We start from the raw sequence: 16,882 nt of genomic DNA on the forward strand, positions 1-16,882 counted from the left end.
ATAACAAAAAACCTCCTTGCGGAGGTTTGAGCTTATACGCTGATTTAAGGTGTCGGCATGCCGCCGTTAGCATTCAAAGTCTCGCCGCTGACATAACTGGATTCCTGGCTGGCCAGAAATACATAGGCCGGGGCCATTTCAGCCGGTTGGCCGGGACGGCCGAGTGGTGTTTTGGCTCCGAAATCCTTCAGCGCTTCCTGCGGCTGTCCGCCGCTTACCTGAAGCGGAGTCCATACAGGTCCAGGTGCCACAACATTAACCCGGATTCCCTTGGCGGCTACCTGCTGAGCCAGCGATTTGCTGAAGGTGTTGATTGCGCTTTTGGTGGTGGCATAATCCAGCAGAATCGGCGCAGGCTCATAAGCCTGAATGGAAGCAGTGTTAATGATCGTACTGCCCGGCTTCATATGCTTCACCGCCGCTTTACAGAGCCAGAACAGCGCATATACATTGGTCTTGAAGGTTGCATCGAATTGCTCGGTGGTCAAATCAGCGATATCCGGTACAAACTGCTGCTTGCCCGCGATATTGGCCAGGATATCAATCCCGCCCAGTTCTTCCACGGCCTTCTCAATCAGTTGTTCACAGTACTTCTCGTCCTTCAGATCGCCTGGCACGGCAACGGCTTTGCGGCCGGCTTCCTCCACCAGCTGGACAACTTCCTTCGCGTCAGCTTCTTCCTCCGGCAGATAGGCAAGAACCACATCAGCCCCTTCACGGGCAAAAGCAATGGCTACCGCCCGCCCGATTCCGCTGTCCGCTCCGGTTACAACGGCCTTGCGGCCGGTAAGCCGTCCGCTGCCGCGGTACGTTCCCGCCCCGTCATCGGGACGCGGGTGCATCTTCTTCTCCAGGCCGGGACTCGGCTGCTGCTGTTCAAACTCAGGCGTAGCTTTTTCATACTGCTTCGCAGGGTCCTGAATCGTATACTGATCGCTCATTGTGTATTCCTCCTCTGTAGGCTTCTGACTCTTTCTATGTAACCAGCTTCCCATTTTCCTAAACGAATTATGTATGACCAGGAATATGAAAAAGCCCCCTGCTAAATAAGCAAGAGGCTTAACACTTCCCATTCAACCCTTCTTAAAACTCTTCGTACACCGCAGGGTCCTGATCCCACAGCGGTCCGGTTGCCGGGATTTCCGCAATCCGCTTCATCTCTTCGTCTGACAGCGTAAAGTCGAAAATATTAATATTCTCCCGCTGATGCTCTTCCGAAGAGGATCGCGGAATCGGAACTGCACCCAGCTGCACATGCCAGCGCAGAACAATCTGTGAGATGGATTTATGGTGCGCTGCGGCAATTGCGCCGAGCTGTTCATTCTTCAGCAGATCCGTGCCGCGTCCCAACGGACTCCAGGATTCTGTAATAATCCCGTGTTTCCCGTGGTAAGCACGCTGCTCTGCCTGATTGTAATACGGATGCAGCTCAATCTGATTGATGCTCGGTGCTACGCCTGTTTCCTGAACCAGACGATCCAGATGCTCCGGCAGGAAATTACTTACCCCTATCGAGCGGATCAGCCCCTGCTTCTGGGCATCGATAAGTGCCTGCCATGCTTCTACATACAGGTTCACCTTCGGATTCGGCCAGTGGATCAGATACAGATCATAATAATCAAGTCCCGCGCGGTACAGCGATTCCTGAACGGTCACGATCGCCTCATCATACTTGTGGTGACGTCCCGGCAGCTTGGAGGTAATGAACAGCTGGTCTCTGGGCACTCCGCTCTGCCGCACTGCTTCCCCGACAACGCCTTCGTTCTCATAGTTAAATGCTGAATCAATCAGGCGGTAGCCCAAATCAAGGGCAGTCTTCAGATGCTGTACTCCCTCCGTGCCTTTAATCCACGCCGTTCCAAAGCCAATCGCAGGCACTTTCAATCCGTCGTTCAACACTACTTCTGGAATGTGATTTGCCATGATGATGCAGCCTCCCTATTAAGATAGTTGCTTACATTATCGCAGAGAATGAGGGTAATATCAAAAAGCCCCATATCAATATTTCATGATCTGCTATACCAGGCGGCTCTCCAGCGGGTAGCATACACCCCTTCCTTCAGATAATTAAACGGTACAGCCTTCCGCCGTAATTCCGGCAAATAGCGGATCAGGTTCAGGTCTTCAATGATCCAGACTGCACCGTCCTGATCTCTGGTATCTACAAACTGCAGACCCCGGCTGTGCAAATATTCCACCAGGTTAAATCCGGAGCCGGAGTCCCCGTCCTCTCCCAATTCAGCACTGTCCGCTGTTAAGCCCTGCCAGTAAGGAAGCTCCAGACCCGCATCCGCTTCCAGCAAGCTAAGCTCCTGCTCCAGCACCGCCTGTCTGTCTTCTTCCCTGCTTCGCATTTCTTCCGTCCAATAGTGCGTCAAATTCGGCTGCCGGCTGATTTCCTGATAAAAGAATTCCGCCGTCTCCTCTTGCGCTTGCTCCGCAGCAATGAACCCCTCCGTCTCCGCCGCTGACCCCGGAGAGCTCGAATCTTCAACACCAGGTTCCCGTTCAAGCTCCTGCCATTCCCGCCGGATCTGCGCTGCCCTGTTTACGATAACCGTCTTCAGCGCAAGTTGTCCGGCATCCCCGTCATCCGCAACTGCCTCCTGCCGGAGAAGCTCACGGGGAATATCGAGCTCCTCCAGTCTGCGGAACAGCGGCTGCAGCGCCTGCTCCGGATTCCGGAAATATTCACCGCCCCGAAGCCGCACAAAACTCCAGCCAAGGCGTTCCAGTATGGCTTGTATGTCCATATCTTCCTTAAGCTTCTCTGCCGGATGCCATTTGTCTCCGTCGCATTCCACCGCCAGACGTCTCCCGCCGCCTTCAACAACCATATCAATCCGGTACGCCCCTACTTTCCATTGAGGCAGTACTCTATAGCCTTCATCCAGCACCCGCCGCATAACCTGCCGCTCGAATTCGGACTCCAGCACGGGCTCCTGCTGTTTATACGTTTCATCCGCTGCATACGGATTTCTGACATATTCAATTAACCGTTTCCGCAAATCCCCTTCTTTGAGCTGGGCTACGGAATCAAGCGAGTGCACCAGCCATAGCTGGTCGCGGGCGCGGCTTACAGCTACGTTATACCTTTTCTTGGTGCGGTTCCCCGGATCAGAGATGAGGCGCAGAGGCACAGCTTCCTCTGAAGCGTCCACCATGGACAGGAACACAACATCGCGCTCATCCCCCTGAAACTGGGCGGAGTTGCCGCAGCGAATCTTCCGCCGCTTGTATTCCGTTGCCGGAATATACTTCTGCAAATACTGGTCAATCAGAATGGCCTGCTCTTCGCCAAGCAGCGTAATCACGCCAAATGTAGCATCCTTGTATTCTTCCAGCTGGATAGCAGACAGAATTAGCGAAGCAATGGCCTCTGCTTCTGCCTCATTGCGTTTACCGTTCCGGTTCCCGCCCTGGGCCCGGTATTCCACAGTATACGGTTTCGTGGTTACTCCGCCGGCATCGCGGAGCGGAAGAATGGAACCATTATAGGAGAGCAGGTTGCTGAACTGGATAATCGGCTCCACACAGCGGAAATGCTCCCTAAGCTGCGTCATGCCCGCGAATGAGGTTTTGGCTAAGTCATAAATTGAGGTGCTGCCGTCATAAAGTGCGGCATTGGGAATCCCCTCCAGATGGGCATCCATCAGTCTTCTGGTCTCATCCAGCCGCTGGCCGATGGCCTCCGGGCTCACCTGCTCATCATCACCTACCACGACAATTTGTGTGCCCAGATACAGTGCTGTCAACACCATAATATCTGCCTGGCTGGCTTCGTCCACGATAACCACATCAAACCGGTTCTCGGACGGAGTGAAGCTGTCGACCACTCTGTACGTAGGCATAATCCAGACAGGAACAGCCGTCTGGCAGACCGGCATCAGCTTCCGGGCTTCGGCAAGCAGATGGGGAGCCGCTTTTCCCGTACGCTTGCCGGCTTTTTTCATCAGCAGCTTCCAGCCGTGAAGAGCGTTCTGCTGCTTCAGCGTAGTTTTCCGGGCAAGCGCCAGCCAGGCCTTCTTCTCCACTAATTGAAGTGTGGCCGCTTTGAACTTTTTACGAATCTCCACCAGTTCTTCTTGAAGTTGTTGTGCAGAGATACCCGCCCGCTGATCAAGCTCCATATCCAATTGTTTAAGCAGCCAACCCGCTTCAAGTCCATTGGGGGCCCGGTGCTCTCCGTGGATTCCGCTTCTGTGCCTGAGCGCCTCCGCCCAATCCGGAGCACTCTGCTGCAGCCGCTCCAGCCATTCTTCCCTTTGGCTGATCCGCGCACTTTTATCCCATAATTGCTGAACTGCCTGATACGCTTGCTCATAGGACTGCGGGTCCAGCCGCTCTACACTCTCCTGCAGCCGGCAGGCTATAGCGGAACGCGAATCTGCCAGCGACTCTGCAGCCCTGCCTGCTTCCGCGATCTGCTCTTTAACTGTTCTCCATTTCTCTGCATTAATATTGGCACCTATAATAGAAGGAAGCTCTTGCTCTACCAGCTCCCGCATATGAATCCAATCCATATGTTTGCCTACCGTCATAGGCTTGGCGTTCAGCAGAACATTCCACAGCAGCCCCTCGCTCTCGAGGGATTGAAGCGGCGGATCAAAGCTTGTCTGCCGCCAGTCCAGCAGGCTGCGGATCTCCTGAATAATGTTATCCATATACTCTTCGGGCTGCGGTCCGAACCGGGCCAGATCATATCCGCCCCCGTCCGTAACCTGACGCTTCCAGCGGATGACGGACTTGGCCCGCTGCGCCTGATACGTACCGACAGTAAGCAGAGCCTCCAGGTAGGCAGCGTTGACCTCTTCAATTCCTTTGCCGGGAGGCGCTATAAGCTCGCAGGCCTTCTTCCACGGTCTCTTAAGCAACAGCTGGAACGTGCTCAGCTTCCCCCTGTCTTCCAGATACCGCTTCATCTCCTCCAGTACAGGCAGCAGCGGCTGCAGATCCGTATCGGCCAAATGTTCAAAACCATATCTGTACCGCGCAGTTCTGGCGGCGCGGTATAGCTCAAGCCACTTCTCCACTTCTTCCAGCAGATCGGTCCAATCGTGCTTATCATTATCTTTTGCCGAGATCAGATTCAGCTTCCACTCTTCCTCAGTAACGGCACCAAACGCCTCACGCAGCTGCTGGAGAGCGGCGTTCAGCTTCCCGGGATGTACAGCCATACCGGGCTTAAAGTAAGGAAGATGTCTGACGGTATCTGCAGCGGCAAGTGTCTGATATTCCAGCACAAGCTCATGGAAAATTTCAGGAGTGACAGGCAGTTCTATACGATTGCGTAAGTACCGGAATTCCGCTTCATCCAGCGCACTGATTTCCCCAGAGCTTCTATATAACTGTTCCAGCTCGTCAGGGGTAAGCGGACAAGCCTGTCCGGCCGCTATCCTTCCCGGCACCAGCTCCATCGTATGCCGGCCTGCGGAGATCATTTTGGCAGCTGCGGATGGATCGAAGGAAGTGCCAAAAATAACAATAGACCGGTAATCGTTCTCTCTGGAGAGCCGCAATCTGTCTTCAATGCCTCTGATCTGCTCCAGAATGGATTTGCGTCCGGCAGTCAGCTGCTCTACTTCCGCTTCCGTCTGTTCAATGGATATGGAGCTTAAGGTGGAAGTAATCTTATCGATGGAATTCTCCAGCTGCTTCTGCCCGCTGGCATCATCCAGCACACTGACACACAGATCCTGAAGCGGCCTTGCCACCTTGTCACGCAGCACGGCGAGTGCCCTTGAGGTGTGACTGGTGACCAGTACGCTTTTGCCTTCCGCCAGGAAATGGCCCAGCAGATTGGCAATCGTATGCGTCTTCCCGGTACCCGGCGGGCCCTGCACCAGAACAGAACCGTATCTGCCCAGCTTAAGAGCAATATCCAGCTGCTCAGAGTTCGCTTCTTTGGTGAACAGAATCTCTTCGTTCTCACCATTCACATTCAAATTCGAATACGAAAAAACCTGCGTTCCGTCTGAAGCCTCCCCCGGATCAATGCCGGTAATTCTGGCAATCGCCTGAGGGAGTTCCTCTCTATCTTGTAAATCCTGAATAATCTCTTCGAACGCATGATCGAAACCGGCCGACCGCTTGCGCAGGAAAATAACCGGTTCTCTCCGGATATACACTACTGTCTTGTCCTGAGCCGGTTGTGCAGATGTTCTATTATAAGGAATAAACGCTGTCTGGGCAGACAAGTATCCGGATACTTTGCGCAAATATTCATCCGTATCCGTGAAATCCAAGGGGGAGCATGCAGCCTCGAGCAAATCCGCGGTGCATTTCTTAATCGACCCCGGACTGACTTCAGGCACATCTCTGAACAAGGAGCCATGAAATTCGGGGGCGGCTTCGGAGGCTATAACTGTAAATTCGGGTCCCTCCGTATTGAATACAAGCTCGATCCTCTGTAGCAGCACCGGATGGTGAATCGTCTCCGGTGTAAGCTCCCAGTGCAGAATCCCGTCGCCGATTATCAGCTCCACAGCGTCCCGCTCCCGCTCAATCCACGAATAGAGCATGTACAAATCCTCGAACAGCTTAATCGTTCTGCGGACAGGCCACTCCCGCTCCTGCCAGGCCTCACGCTCCTGAGTCCAATTCTCCCAGAGCCGCACTCTCTCTTCGTCCTGATCGAAACGTTCAACATAAGCCTCATATTCCCCGGAATCCGCAGCTTCCCGGTAGCTGTCCATGCTCTCCAGCCGTTCCGGGCGGGTATGAATTTTCTCCCAATCCGGCTTCAGCCAGCGCTGCAGCAGCTCCGGCGGCTTCGGACAGGCGGTCCGGTCAGGCCGCTTCACGCGCAGCAGAACCTCAGGCATCTCCTCGTCTATACGTTCAGAGGGACTTATCCCCTCTGTGAAATCACAGGTCACATTAGAATGAACCGGCAGATCCGCAAGGGACTGCGACCATAACTGCCCGGATATATGCTTGATTATCGGCTGCTTCAGCTGGTGCAGAGCCTGCAGATAGGTGAATACCTGAATAAGCTTCTGTTTCGCTGCGATTCGCAGATCTTCACTAATTCCCATACAAAGCCCTTCTTCTCTGTCTTTTTGCGACAAAGATCCTGTTTTTTGAACTAATTATAATATAATCGGCCAGGTTACAATACCAGTATTTTCATACCAAGTAGAAACGGTACCGTCTTTAAAGGACGGTACCGTTTCAGCGAGAAATAGAAGGATAATTTATCATGTGAAACATATAAATTCTTATATTTTCAAATACCCCCGCAAGGTGTGGCTTTAACTGCGATGTTTAATCAGGTATTTTGTGTAGACCCCATATTATAATTATTTCCAAAAAAAGAGACGCGGATTCCCCGCGCCCCTCATCAGCTTTATCTGCTTTTCAATTACTCTTCTAGAGAAAATCCGCCCGTGCCGGTGTAAAAGCATCCAACAGAACGCCGTCATCCTCCAGCGGGATACAGCCGTGAAGCACATTGGACGGGAAGTGGATACTGTCGCCAGCCTTGACGGTCTGTACATCCTGCGTTTCACCGTCATCGATCATGAACTGAAAGCTGCCCTGCAGCACATAGGTAACCTGTTCATGCACATGCTTGTGCAGCGGGATTTCTCCTTCCTGGGCTTGGGCGAACATCACCTTCGTATACATAATCTGGTCGCTGTGAGCGAGCACCTTACGGGTAGTATTGCTGTCTACAGTTACAGCCTGAATCTCTTGATCGTGATAAAACATAAAATAATACCTCCTATTCAATAATCACTAAATCGATTTAGTTAGTGTGCAAAAAAATTAATGGAACCAGCGGAAAATCCCCCATAGGATAACCGACAAAGAAGTGAAGTCCGGATCAGCGAATGTTACCCCTTCAGCTCCCAGGTAGGAGAACAGCGGCAACGTAAGAGCAGGCAGCAGACATAGCAGGAAACCGTTCAGACAGCTGGAAATGACAGCCCCTCTGAAGCCTCCGCTGGAATTCCCAAAGATCGCAGCAGCACCGCCGGCCAGGAAGCAGGCCATAATTCCAGGAACAATTACCGGCAATCCAACGAGCGGGAACAGGAACACGCAGGCCACACCCGTAAAGAAGCTGACCAGGAATCCGACCAAAGCGGAATTCGGCGATTTGTCGAACAGGACCAGGACATCCACACCTGGGATTGCGCCCGGAGCGAACACTTGGGAGAAGCCTTTGAAGGCAGGGACGATTTCTGTAGTAAACAGCTTAACACCGGCTTTGGCGATATACAACCCGGCGGCGAAAATTGCAGCCTGCTCCAGAATGAAGACGATATATTCCTTGCCATCCGATAATTCGTTAACAAAATCAGCACCGGCGACGAGTCCTGACACCAGCAGCAGCACCAGCATCGTTAAGGTAGTAGCCACATTGGGATCGCGCAAAAAGCTGATCCGGTCGTTAATCTTAATGTTCTCCGTATCATTCTCACGGTTGCCGAACACTTTGCCCAGGTACGTACCGATGATGTAGGAGGTCATGGAAGCATGAGCGATGGTATATTCATCCGACTTGATGATGTTCCGGCTGGCATTGCGCAGCAGATAAGGAAATACCGCCATGTAACTGCCTATGGCCAGGGAACCGACAATAACAGTCACTACTGAGCTTAGCCCCAGACCTTTCATAACCGCAGTAGCGGCGAAGCTCATGAACAGAACAAGGTGCAGAGACAGATAGATGTATTTGAACTTCGTTACCCGTGCAAGCACAATGTTCAGAATCATGGAGAACAGCAGGATCAGCGCAGCGTCTGCACCAATCTGATCAATGGTCAGCGCCATGATCGCTTCGTTACTCGGCACAACACCCTTGAGGTGGAAGGCATATGAGAACATTTTGCTGAAGTTGGTGAGCACGCCGCCCAGGATACCGCCGCCTACTTTGATCATGGTGAAGCCCATGAAGGAAAGGGTTGTGCCCGTAATAATTTCAGGAATCTTCTTACGCTGGAAGATGAGGCCGAGAAGCGTCACAATGGCAATAATAATTGATGGCTCTTTGATAATACTCATAAACATATGCATGGCGGGTCTCCAACTTCTTTCTCAAAGTTATAGTTTTAAACTCGTTACTAAATCGATTTAGTAGAATTCCAAAAAAATTTGGTCCTCCCGTAAACCATGAAACAACATGCCTTAACATTGTGCAATAAAACTACTCTGTTTGTTTGTGAACAAAATCACAACCAGAATCAAACACTTCACTCATTAACCGCCATCCGGTACCCCCTCTTCAAAAGAACACGCTATCATTGTTAAAAACAGGAACAATCAGGAATGCAAGGGTATTCATTACTCGAATCATACGATCATTATAACGTGATATCTGCTTTTTGCAACAGAAAAAATAAAACCGTTTCCAAAGCAAAAAAGACTTACTCTCCTTCTCCGGTTCTGTCTCCGGTCCAAAAGAAAGTAAGCTGCGCGATTCAATAATCTATGCCTTTAATCATTCAGTCCAGCCTGCGGACCGATTCCCTATGGTTAATCTCAGGGTTCAAACGGACCAGCTCGGGCCGCCCTGCCTGCTCCTCTTCCTTCTGGTCAATTAGATCCAGCAGCAGCCGGGCGCTCCTCTTCCCCATTTCAAAGCTTGGCTGGGATATGGTCGTAATCGGCGGATTGTAGAAGGACGCAAAGGATACATCATCGATCCCGATCAGGGAGAAATCCTCCGGTATGCTTAAGCGGTTATTCTTGGCGTAGATCAGCACCTGCTCCAGAATCATGTCATTGGTGGCGATGATAGCAGTAGGCGGATTGTCCATATGGAACAGCTGTCCGATCAGCGCCGGCATTTCGTCCAGTCTGCCGCTTTTGATATAGCTCTCATTCACCGGAAGACTATGCTTCTTCAGCGTACTTCTGTAACCGGACAAGCGCTCAACCCGCGTGGTAATAGCCTTTTTGCCAAGCGGAAAGGTGATGATTCCTATTTGGGTATGGTTATGAAGGACGAAGGCTTCGACTGCCAGCTCGCTGGCTTTTTCGTTATTGAGCAGTACGGTGTCCACGCTGATATCATCTATTTTACGGTCAACAAATACAAATGGATAACCATTCTTAACCAGCGAGGAATACATCTTCTTATTCTCTTCCGTCGGAAAAATAATCAGGCCGTCCACCTGCCGCGCAATCATCGACTGAACGTATTTCTTCTCCTTGAGCGGGTCATCATCAGTGTTGCAGACGATCACCTGCACCCCCTTCAGCTGGCATTCATCCTCGATGGCACGCACAACCTCCGTAGTGAATTTTGATAGAATGGTTGAGGAAATCACACCTACAATGAACGTCTTCTTATGCTTGAGACTGCGGGCCACCTCATTGGGAATATAGTTAAGCTCTTCAATGGCCTCTTCAATCTTCTTCTTCGTATCCACACTCATATAGTTGAATCTCTTGTTCAGAAATTGCGAAACCGTACTTTTGGATACCCCTGCAAGTTCGGCAACTTCCTTCATCGTAACTGCCATGATCCAGCCCCCTACAACACTTTCCCTTATGCAAAAAGACACTTCGCCCGTGTGCCAAAGTGTTTTCACGACGCATGTGAGTTCTACTGTATTATATACTTTCTTGGGCGGGTAGGAAATCAGGCATAAATTTGCCCAGGCGGGAACGACACAGTTTGTTCAGAGTTCATTCTTTAAACGAATCGCGGGATCTTTTGCAGCCGGCAAAGCAATAAATCATAAATGTTGTACGTTTTGCAACTTTGATTCAATCATATTTGGGTGTTTGGGAGAATTGTTGTATGAAATACAAGAATTCTACCGCTAAAGCGCCTGCAAGCGGAGAAATGTTGCCTTTTGTACAACAATTTCTGATTATGGTCGATTTAATCAAGGAATTGTTGTATTTAGTGCAGGATTTCAAGTCAGTGTAACTGACTGCCGCCAAAAGGATCGCAGGAGGACTTCTACCAGTCCTCCCCCTCAACTAATCAGTCCTCGTTAAGCTGGGCCAGATGCCGGTACTGCCATTCACGCTCCTGCGTGACGGCGAGTTCCGCTCCGTCAGGGGCCGCCGCGGCATGAACAGCCTTGACGGCATAGGTTGCGGCATGCACTGCATGGGCGGCGACATGCGCAGTTGCCGCAGCATGTCCGGCTGCGCGGGCTGCAGCGCAAGCCTCTGCCGGACCGGCGTCACGTGCCGCTGAATGAGCGGCAAACGCTGCCTGGCGGGCTGCGGCCATCTTAAGCTCACCGCGCACCCAGGCCCGCGCGGCTTCAACCGCTTGCCGGGGCCGGTTGTCTTCCGGGCATGCTGCCTCCAGATAAGGCAGCACGCGCTCGGCGCAGTCGGCAGCCCAGAGCGCTAACACTTGATGATTACTTGTGCCTGCAAGCGCGGCGATGGACTTATCCAGTCCGCCCGCGGCCAGTTTCGCTTTCACTATATTCCTCCCTTGGAAGAAGGCCGGAATCTTCCTGAGATTCCGGCCTTTTCCTATATTATATGTTTCTATCAGGCATTGCTTAGCGGAAGCTTGACCAGCACATTATACACCGTACCAGGTTTCAGATCCTTAAGAATACTACCCTCCGCTAACTGGCCGTCCAGATAGACCTCTGTCGCCTCAACCCCCGCTTCACGCTGCATCTTGATATGCAGCCCGGCACCTCTGAAGTTACGCTTAACCGTAACCTCCGGCCAATCGGAAGGGAGCTGCGGCTTCACCTGCAGTCCTTCGCGCATGCCCTGGAGTCCAAACAGGCCATCTATCAGGCAGCGGTATACCCACGGAACGGTGCCAGTATTAAACAGATGGCTGGAGCGTCCGGCAGTCTTCGGGAATTGCTTGTAAGCACCGCGGTAATAGTTGGGGATGAAGACAGGCAATTGGCCCCGTCTGATGATATCCCCGATGTCAGGTCCAGGGAGCATTTTGCGCAGCAGGCGGTACGCCTGATCCTGCTCTCCCACCGCATACAGGCCATAGATATAGAACGCTGCGGCATGATTATAGACTGCCCCGTTCTCGGCGGTGCCCGGATGCTTCTGCGTGACCCGGCCTACATCCTCCCGCATGGCGGTATAGGAGGGTGCCAGCTTTTCAACTCCATATGGTGTCTCCAGCTGCTCCGTGACCGACTTCATCAGCTTCTCCCGCTTCTCTTCATCGGCCGCACCGCTGAGCAGCGCCCAGCCTTGCGGATTAATGAAGATCCGCCCTTCCTTATCCTCACTAATTCCGAACACGACATTGTCATCGGTGATTCCCCGTGCGTACCACTCACCATCCCAGAAATACTGATTGACGACCGCATTCGTCTCATCCGCCGCAAGGCGGAATGCCTTGCCAGCCTCCAGCCGGCCGCTGTGATCACAGATATCCGCCCAGATCATGCAGGCATAAGCCGTAGCTATCGTCAGCCATCCGGATACTCCTTTGCCCCGGTAACCTACCATATTCATCGGGTCACACCAGTCACCCTGATTGATATAGTTCAGACCCCGCTCATCCCGCTCATGAATCAGCCAGTGCATCGCCCGGTCAATATGTTCGAAGACTGATCCGGTTTCCTCACTCCCCGCATAAGGGACAACCTCTTCCAGAATGCTGTAATCATCCGTCTCATCCAGATAGGTACTGAGGCAAATGGGCAGCCAGACACAATGGTCCGTATGCGGGACCTGATTAATATATTTCAGTTCAGCAGCCTCATGCAAAATAATGCCATCCGGCATGGCTCCGCTTACCGCCTGCTGGCTTAGAGCAGTCAGAAAAGCCTGCCTGGCTATCTGCGGCTTAATATAACTCATGCCCATATTATCCTGCAGATAATTACGGGTCTGGGGGTCTGTCGTCAGGCGGTTCGTCTGCCCGTGATAGTACATCTGCCGGGGCAGCCAGTGGTTGACCAGATTATCAAGATCCGCATCCGGAGTCGTGATCTCAATGCAGCCTCTGCCTTCGCGGATGTATTCCGCATATTCACGTTCTGCAAGCTCGAATCCGTCTTCGCCGTCGGCATCCGCATTCTGGAACATCCGCTGGCGGATATCAGCGATCTCCTGCTCTGTCTGAGCCGGACCGAAGATGAACCGGTATTCGCGCTCTTCACCAGACTCGAGGCCGAGCCGATATTGCAGAACTGCAACCGGCGATTCGTAACGGGATTCTCCCCGGGATAGCAGACTGCTTCTCAGCGCTGACGGCGAGCTGATCCCGCCCTCCCCTTCGAATGCTTCCTGGTTCACCTCCCAGGATACCGGAGCGTGATCAGCCAGCAGGAAGGTCTTGTCCTTCAAGTGTTTGATTCTGTCGTATTCCTGATATTTCTGGTAAGGAGTAACGGCTGTAGCGACGATTCCCTGCAAAGCTTCCTTATACTCGCCGGACTGGTTCATCCATGACATGTAGCCGATGGTGAAGTAGGGATAGATACTTATTTTCCGTGGAGCAGAAGACAGATTGGTTACCTTCACCCGCCACAGCTCCATCGGCTCATCCTTGGGCAGGCTCAGCGTCATCTCGATGGCGATACCGCTCTTCTCTATTTTCCACACAATATTATGTTTGCCTACTGCAAAGGTATAGTGATCAGGGGGCATACGTACGGGTTCATACGGGGCAGAGAATAACTCACCGCTCTCCTCATCCTTCACATAGACAAACCGGCCGGGATGGTGGGCATAATAGGGCTGCTCCGGCTGCATGAAGGTCTTGGCTTCCAGATTCGGGGCATAGGAGTACTTGGCAGGCTCGGGCTGCATGAACTGGGCTACCGCATACCCGCGGCAATTCATATGAATCATCATCTGCTCATTCCATAGAAATCCTGAAGCCTTGGGCAGAATTGTCGGGCTCGACAACTCATAATACTCGTTATCTTCAGATGCTCTTATCATTCTCATGCCTCTCTTCCAGGTTTATAATGCGCTGATGTACCTTCTCTATGTTCAAGAATACGCTCTCATAGGTTACACGGCAAGTCTATGAGATTAGATTCATTTTCATCATTTGGGTTTGTATAGTAGAATTAGCCCAAGTGTCCAAGTATAGATGAGAGGTGTACCCGATGAAGGAACAATACCTGGCAAGACTTGAATTGTTCGCTGAAAATGCACAGAGAATCAAGAAAGAATTCTCCTGGCAAAATGTTCAGGTGAACCGCCTGGCGGCATTGCTCTACACCGTGGTGAACAAAACAGCCGATCCTGAAGCGATCCGTGCGCACCATGCGCTGATCAAGGAGAACACCCGGATGTTCTCTTCCTTCCGCGGGACTTCCGCCATCAGTATTGCCACCCTGCTCTCTCTTTCTGCTAAACCGGAGCAGCAGCTTGCCGAAACGCTGGCCGTCTATGAGCTGATGAAGGATGTCAAATTCAGGGCTTCTGACTATCTCGTTATTGCCGCCTATCAGATTGCTGCCCACACTGCATCCGAGCAATATATCCGGGTGATCGAACGCACGAAGGCATTCTTCGATGGTATGAGAGCGAAGCACCCTTTCCTGACCGGACAGGATGACTATATCTTCGCTGCCATGCTCGGAATTTCCAATATCGGAATCGAGCACGGAGTAGAGCGCCTGGAACAGCTCTATGTAGCTCTGAAGCCTGAGTTTTTCTCCGGCAACAGCGTTCAGGCTCTGACACAGGTAATGCTGCTTGGGGAGGAAGATGGCGGATCTGTAGAACGGGTGCTCAGCCTGCGTGAGGCCTTCCGTGCACAGGACATCCGGATGGACAAGGAATATACCCTTCCTTCGCTTGGCATCCTGTCGCTGCTCCCTTATGAACAGAAAGAGCTGGTAAGCGATGTCTCGGAGACGTATGAGTTACTGCGCACCCGGAAGGGCTTCGGAAATTGGTCGATTAACAAGCAGGAGCTGCTCCTGCTGTCTGCTGCACTGGTGTCCTATACGTATGTAGACGACGTGAAAAGCGGCATTATCACTTCCGCGTTATCTACCAGCCTTACCAACATCATCATTGCCCAGCAGACGGCAATTGCGGTTGCAGCCGCATCTGCTGCGGCAGCCTCGTCTGCTTCGAATTAGATTTATAGGCCTGCCGTGTGTGGCAGAGACCGGTTATGTGATGGAATTCCTGCACCAAATACAACATTTTCTTCGAAAAATCGGCCGTAAACCAGAATTGTTGCACAAAATGCAACATTTCTTCAGTTTCAGGCAGTATGACGGGAAAATTCTTGTATTATGTACAACAATACTCTCAAACACACGGGTAACTATGAGCCAAAGTTGCATTACGTACAACATTAGGCCGATACAGTGTTTACCTAAAAGTCTCAATTCTGCCGGGATGTATTCCGGCGACATTTCTATAAAAGTGGTTCCAGAAAAAGAGCCCGTCCCCAGTTTATTGGAGACAGGCTCTTTATTATCATCTAAGCTTCCCCCGCCTCCTCCGGACGCTCACGCTTGCCAATGCCGAATGCATAATAGCCTGCAACAACAAAGGCCAGGAACGAAGCCCCCACAATCAGCGACAGGTGTGTGTCCGGGTTGAACCACATGCCGACGATCACGAGCGACAGGAAGATAATGATAATGTAGTTGCTTATCGGGAACAGGCGCGACTTGAACGGATGATCTGCCATTTCGCCCTTCCACTTGTCCCGGAACCGGAACTGGCTGAAGGCCAGAGCGAACCAAGGAATCATTCCCGGAAGCACACTGGCGCTGTAAATATAGAGAAACAGCTTGGAATCCGGCATAAGGTAGTTGAACAGCACCCCGACCAGCAGCAGGGAGATGGTTGTAATAATACTGTTTCTGGGCACCCCGCTTGCCGAGACCTTCCCGAAGAACTTCGGAGCCTGCCCGTTCTGGGCTAAGGTGTACAGCATTCTGCCCGCACTGTAGATTCCGCTGTTGCAGCCCGACATGGCCGCTGTCAGCACGACAAAGTTGATGATGCCCGCAGCGCCGACAATTCCCACCTTGGCAAAGGTCATCACGAATGGACTGCCGATTCCGCCAATTTCGTTCCATGGATAGATTGTTACAATGATGAAGATTGCCCCCACATAGAAAATCAGGATACGCCAGATGATATTTTTGATCGCTTTTCGTAGCGTTTGCTTAGGATCCTCGGCTTCCCCTGCGGTAATGCCCACCAGCTCAATCCCCTGATAGGCGGCCGTGACAATACAGAGCGCAAACAGGAAGCCCTTCAGTCCTCCCGCAAAAAAGCCTCCATGGCTGTACAGGTTCGACAAGCCGAGCGGCTGTCCGCCGTTACCCAGACCAAAGAAGATTACTCCCGTTCCAATCACCAGCATCACGACAATGGCGACCACCTTGATCATCGCGAACCAGAATTCAAACTCCCCGTACAATTTCACAGCTGCCAGATTGGCTGCCGCAATAATACCTACACCAATCAGAGCCGGAATCCACTGCGGTATGTCCGGGAACCAATATCCCACGTAAATCCCGATTGCCGTAACCTCCGCCATGCCTACAGTCACCCAGAGGAACCAATAGCTCCAGGCAGTGAGAAATCCGGCCAGCGGACTGATGTATTTGTGGGCAAAGGTGGCGAAGGAGCCGGTGACCGGTTCGAGCACCAGCATCTCCCCCATAATCCGCATCACAAAAAACATGATTATTCCCGCCAAAAGATAGGCCAGCAGCACCGACGGCCCCGCCCATTTAATCGTACTTGCAGAGCCCATGAACAACCCTACACCAATCGTACCGCCGAGTGCGATCAGCTCGATATGGCGCGGCTTAAGCCCTCTTGTTAACTGTTTCGTTTCCAAAAAAATGCTCCCCCTCATATATGTTCCTTGCCTATGTAGAACGCAAAACTATCATAGTATGTCAGAATCATTGTAAGCTGTGACATACATTAACGCAATGCAGAATTACTCCACCAAAAGTTCGGTCGATTGTAA

At 51.9% G+C, this 16,882-nt stretch carries 11 protein-coding genes; 2 read left to right on the plus strand and 9 right to left on the minus strand.

What is annotated here, in order from left to right; all coding sequences use genetic code 11:
- Window positions 1-44 precede the first annotated feature (44 nt).
- From NSU14_RS27755 to NSU14_RS27780, 6 genes are all read right to left on the minus strand, one after another.
- Window positions 45-941, minus strand: coding sequence for an SDR family oxidoreductase (locus NSU14_RS27755; RefSeq protein ID WP_076247963.1), 897 nt, complete (start codon window positions 939-941; stop codon window positions 45-47).
- A 142-nt stretch (window positions 942-1,083) separates the two neighbouring features.
- The gene (locus tag NSU14_RS27760; RefSeq protein ID WP_076247960.1) at window positions 1,084-1,923 is read right to left on the minus strand and encodes an aldo/keto reductase; all 840 of its coding nucleotides are present in this window, start codon (window positions 1,921-1,923) and stop codon (window positions 1,084-1,086) included.
- Window positions 1,924-2,006: 83 nt separating this feature from the next.
- Window positions 2,007-7,037: an AAA domain-containing protein gene (locus tag NSU14_RS27765; RefSeq protein WP_340947944.1), complete on the minus strand. Its 5,031-nt coding sequence runs from the start codon at window positions 7,035-7,037 to the stop codon at window positions 2,007-2,009.
- Window positions 7,038-7,371: 334 nt separating this feature from the next.
- On the minus strand, window positions 7,372-7,713 hold the full coding sequence (locus NSU14_RS27770; protein WP_042133628.1) for a cupin domain-containing protein: 342 nt from the start codon (window positions 7,711-7,713) through the stop codon (window positions 7,372-7,374).
- A 57-nt stretch (window positions 7,714-7,770) separates the two neighbouring features.
- Window positions 7,771-9,012, minus strand: a complete 1,242-nt coding sequence (locus NSU14_RS27775) for a PTS ascorbate transporter subunit IIC (RefSeq protein WP_256704025.1) — start codon at window positions 9,010-9,012, stop codon at window positions 7,771-7,773.
- A gap of 440 nt (window positions 9,013-9,452) precedes the next feature.
- A complete protein-coding gene (locus NSU14_RS27780) occupies window positions 9,453-10,475 on the minus strand; it encodes a LacI family DNA-binding transcriptional regulator (RefSeq protein WP_340947945.1) in 1,023 nt (340 codons plus the stop codon).
- A gap of 281 nt (window positions 10,476-10,756) precedes the next feature.
- Here NSU14_RS27780 and NSU14_RS27785 point away from each other — a divergent pair, with 281 nt between their 5' ends.
- Window positions 10,757-10,888: a hypothetical protein gene (locus NSU14_RS27785; RefSeq protein ID WP_340947946.1), complete on the plus strand. Its 132-nt coding sequence runs from the start codon at window positions 10,757-10,759 to the stop codon at window positions 10,886-10,888.
- 57 nt (window positions 10,889-10,945) lie between these two features.
- Here NSU14_RS27785 and NSU14_RS27790 read toward each other — a convergent pair whose 3' ends face one another.
- Window positions 10,946-11,401 carry a putative immunity protein gene (locus NSU14_RS27790; protein ID WP_256704024.1) on the minus strand — a complete coding sequence of 152 codons (456 nt, stop codon included), beginning with the start codon at window positions 11,399-11,401 and terminating at the stop codon, window positions 10,946-10,948.
- Between the two features lie 71 nt (window positions 11,402-11,472).
- The gene (locus tag NSU14_RS27795) at window positions 11,473-13,860 is read right to left on the minus strand and encodes a GH36-type glycosyl hydrolase domain-containing protein (protein ID WP_336100467.1); all 2,388 of its coding nucleotides are present in this window, start codon (window positions 13,858-13,860) and stop codon (window positions 11,473-11,475) included.
- Between the two features lie 170 nt (window positions 13,861-14,030).
- Between NSU14_RS27795 and NSU14_RS27800 the strand changes: the two genes are divergently transcribed.
- Entirely contained in the window at window positions 14,031-15,017 is a 987-nt protein-coding gene (locus tag NSU14_RS27800) for a DUF4003 family protein (protein ID WP_336100466.1), read from the plus strand.
- 350 nt (window positions 15,018-15,367) lie between these two features.
- On the opposite strand, the gene NSU14_RS27805 is transcribed toward NSU14_RS27800, so the two are convergent.
- Window positions 15,368-16,747, minus strand: a complete 1,380-nt coding sequence (locus tag NSU14_RS27805; RefSeq protein WP_340947947.1) for an amino acid permease — start codon at window positions 16,745-16,747, stop codon at window positions 15,368-15,370.
- Window positions 16,748-16,882 lie beyond the last annotated feature (135 nt).

Source organism: Paenibacillus sp. FSL R10-2771, from assembly GCF_038000205.1.
In the GTDB taxonomy this organism is placed as follows: Bacteria; Bacillota; Bacilli; order Paenibacillales; family Paenibacillaceae; genus Paenibacillus_AQ; species Paenibacillus_AQ phytohabitans.

Excerpts from the sequence above, each read along its gene's own strand:
- NSU14_RS27795 (WP_336100467.1), bottom strand. The coding sequence starts at position 13,860 with ATGATAAGAGCATCTGAAGATAACGAGTATTATGAGTTGTCGAGCCCG.
- NSU14_RS27760 (WP_076247960.1), bottom strand. The coding sequence starts at position 1,923 with ATGGCAAATCACATTCCAGAAGTAGTGTTGAACGACGGATTGAAAGTG.
- NSU14_RS27780 (WP_340947945.1), bottom strand. The coding sequence starts at position 10,475 with ATGGCAGTTACGATGAAGGAAGTTGCCGAACTTGCAGGGGTATCCAAA.
- NSU14_RS27775 (WP_256704025.1), bottom strand. The coding sequence starts at position 9,012 with ATGAGTATTATCAAAGAGCCATCAATTATTATTGCCATTGTGACGCTT.
- NSU14_RS27785 (WP_340947946.1), top strand. The coding sequence starts at position 10,757 with ATGAAATACAAGAATTCTACCGCTAAAGCGCCTGCAAGCGGAGAAATG.
- NSU14_RS27770 (WP_042133628.1), bottom strand. The coding sequence starts at position 7,713 with ATGTTTTATCACGATCAAGAGATTCAGGCTGTAACTGTAGACAGCAAT.
- NSU14_RS27755 (WP_076247963.1), bottom strand. The coding sequence starts at position 941 with ATGAGCGATCAGTATACGATTCAGGACCCTGCGAAGCAGTATGAAAAA.
- NSU14_RS27765 (WP_340947944.1), bottom strand. The coding sequence starts at position 7,037 with ATGGGAATTAGTGAAGATCTGCGAATCGCAGCGAAACAGAAGCTTATT.
- NSU14_RS27800 (WP_336100466.1), top strand. The coding sequence starts at position 14,031 with ATGAAGGAACAATACCTGGCAAGACTTGAATTGTTCGCTGAAAATGCA.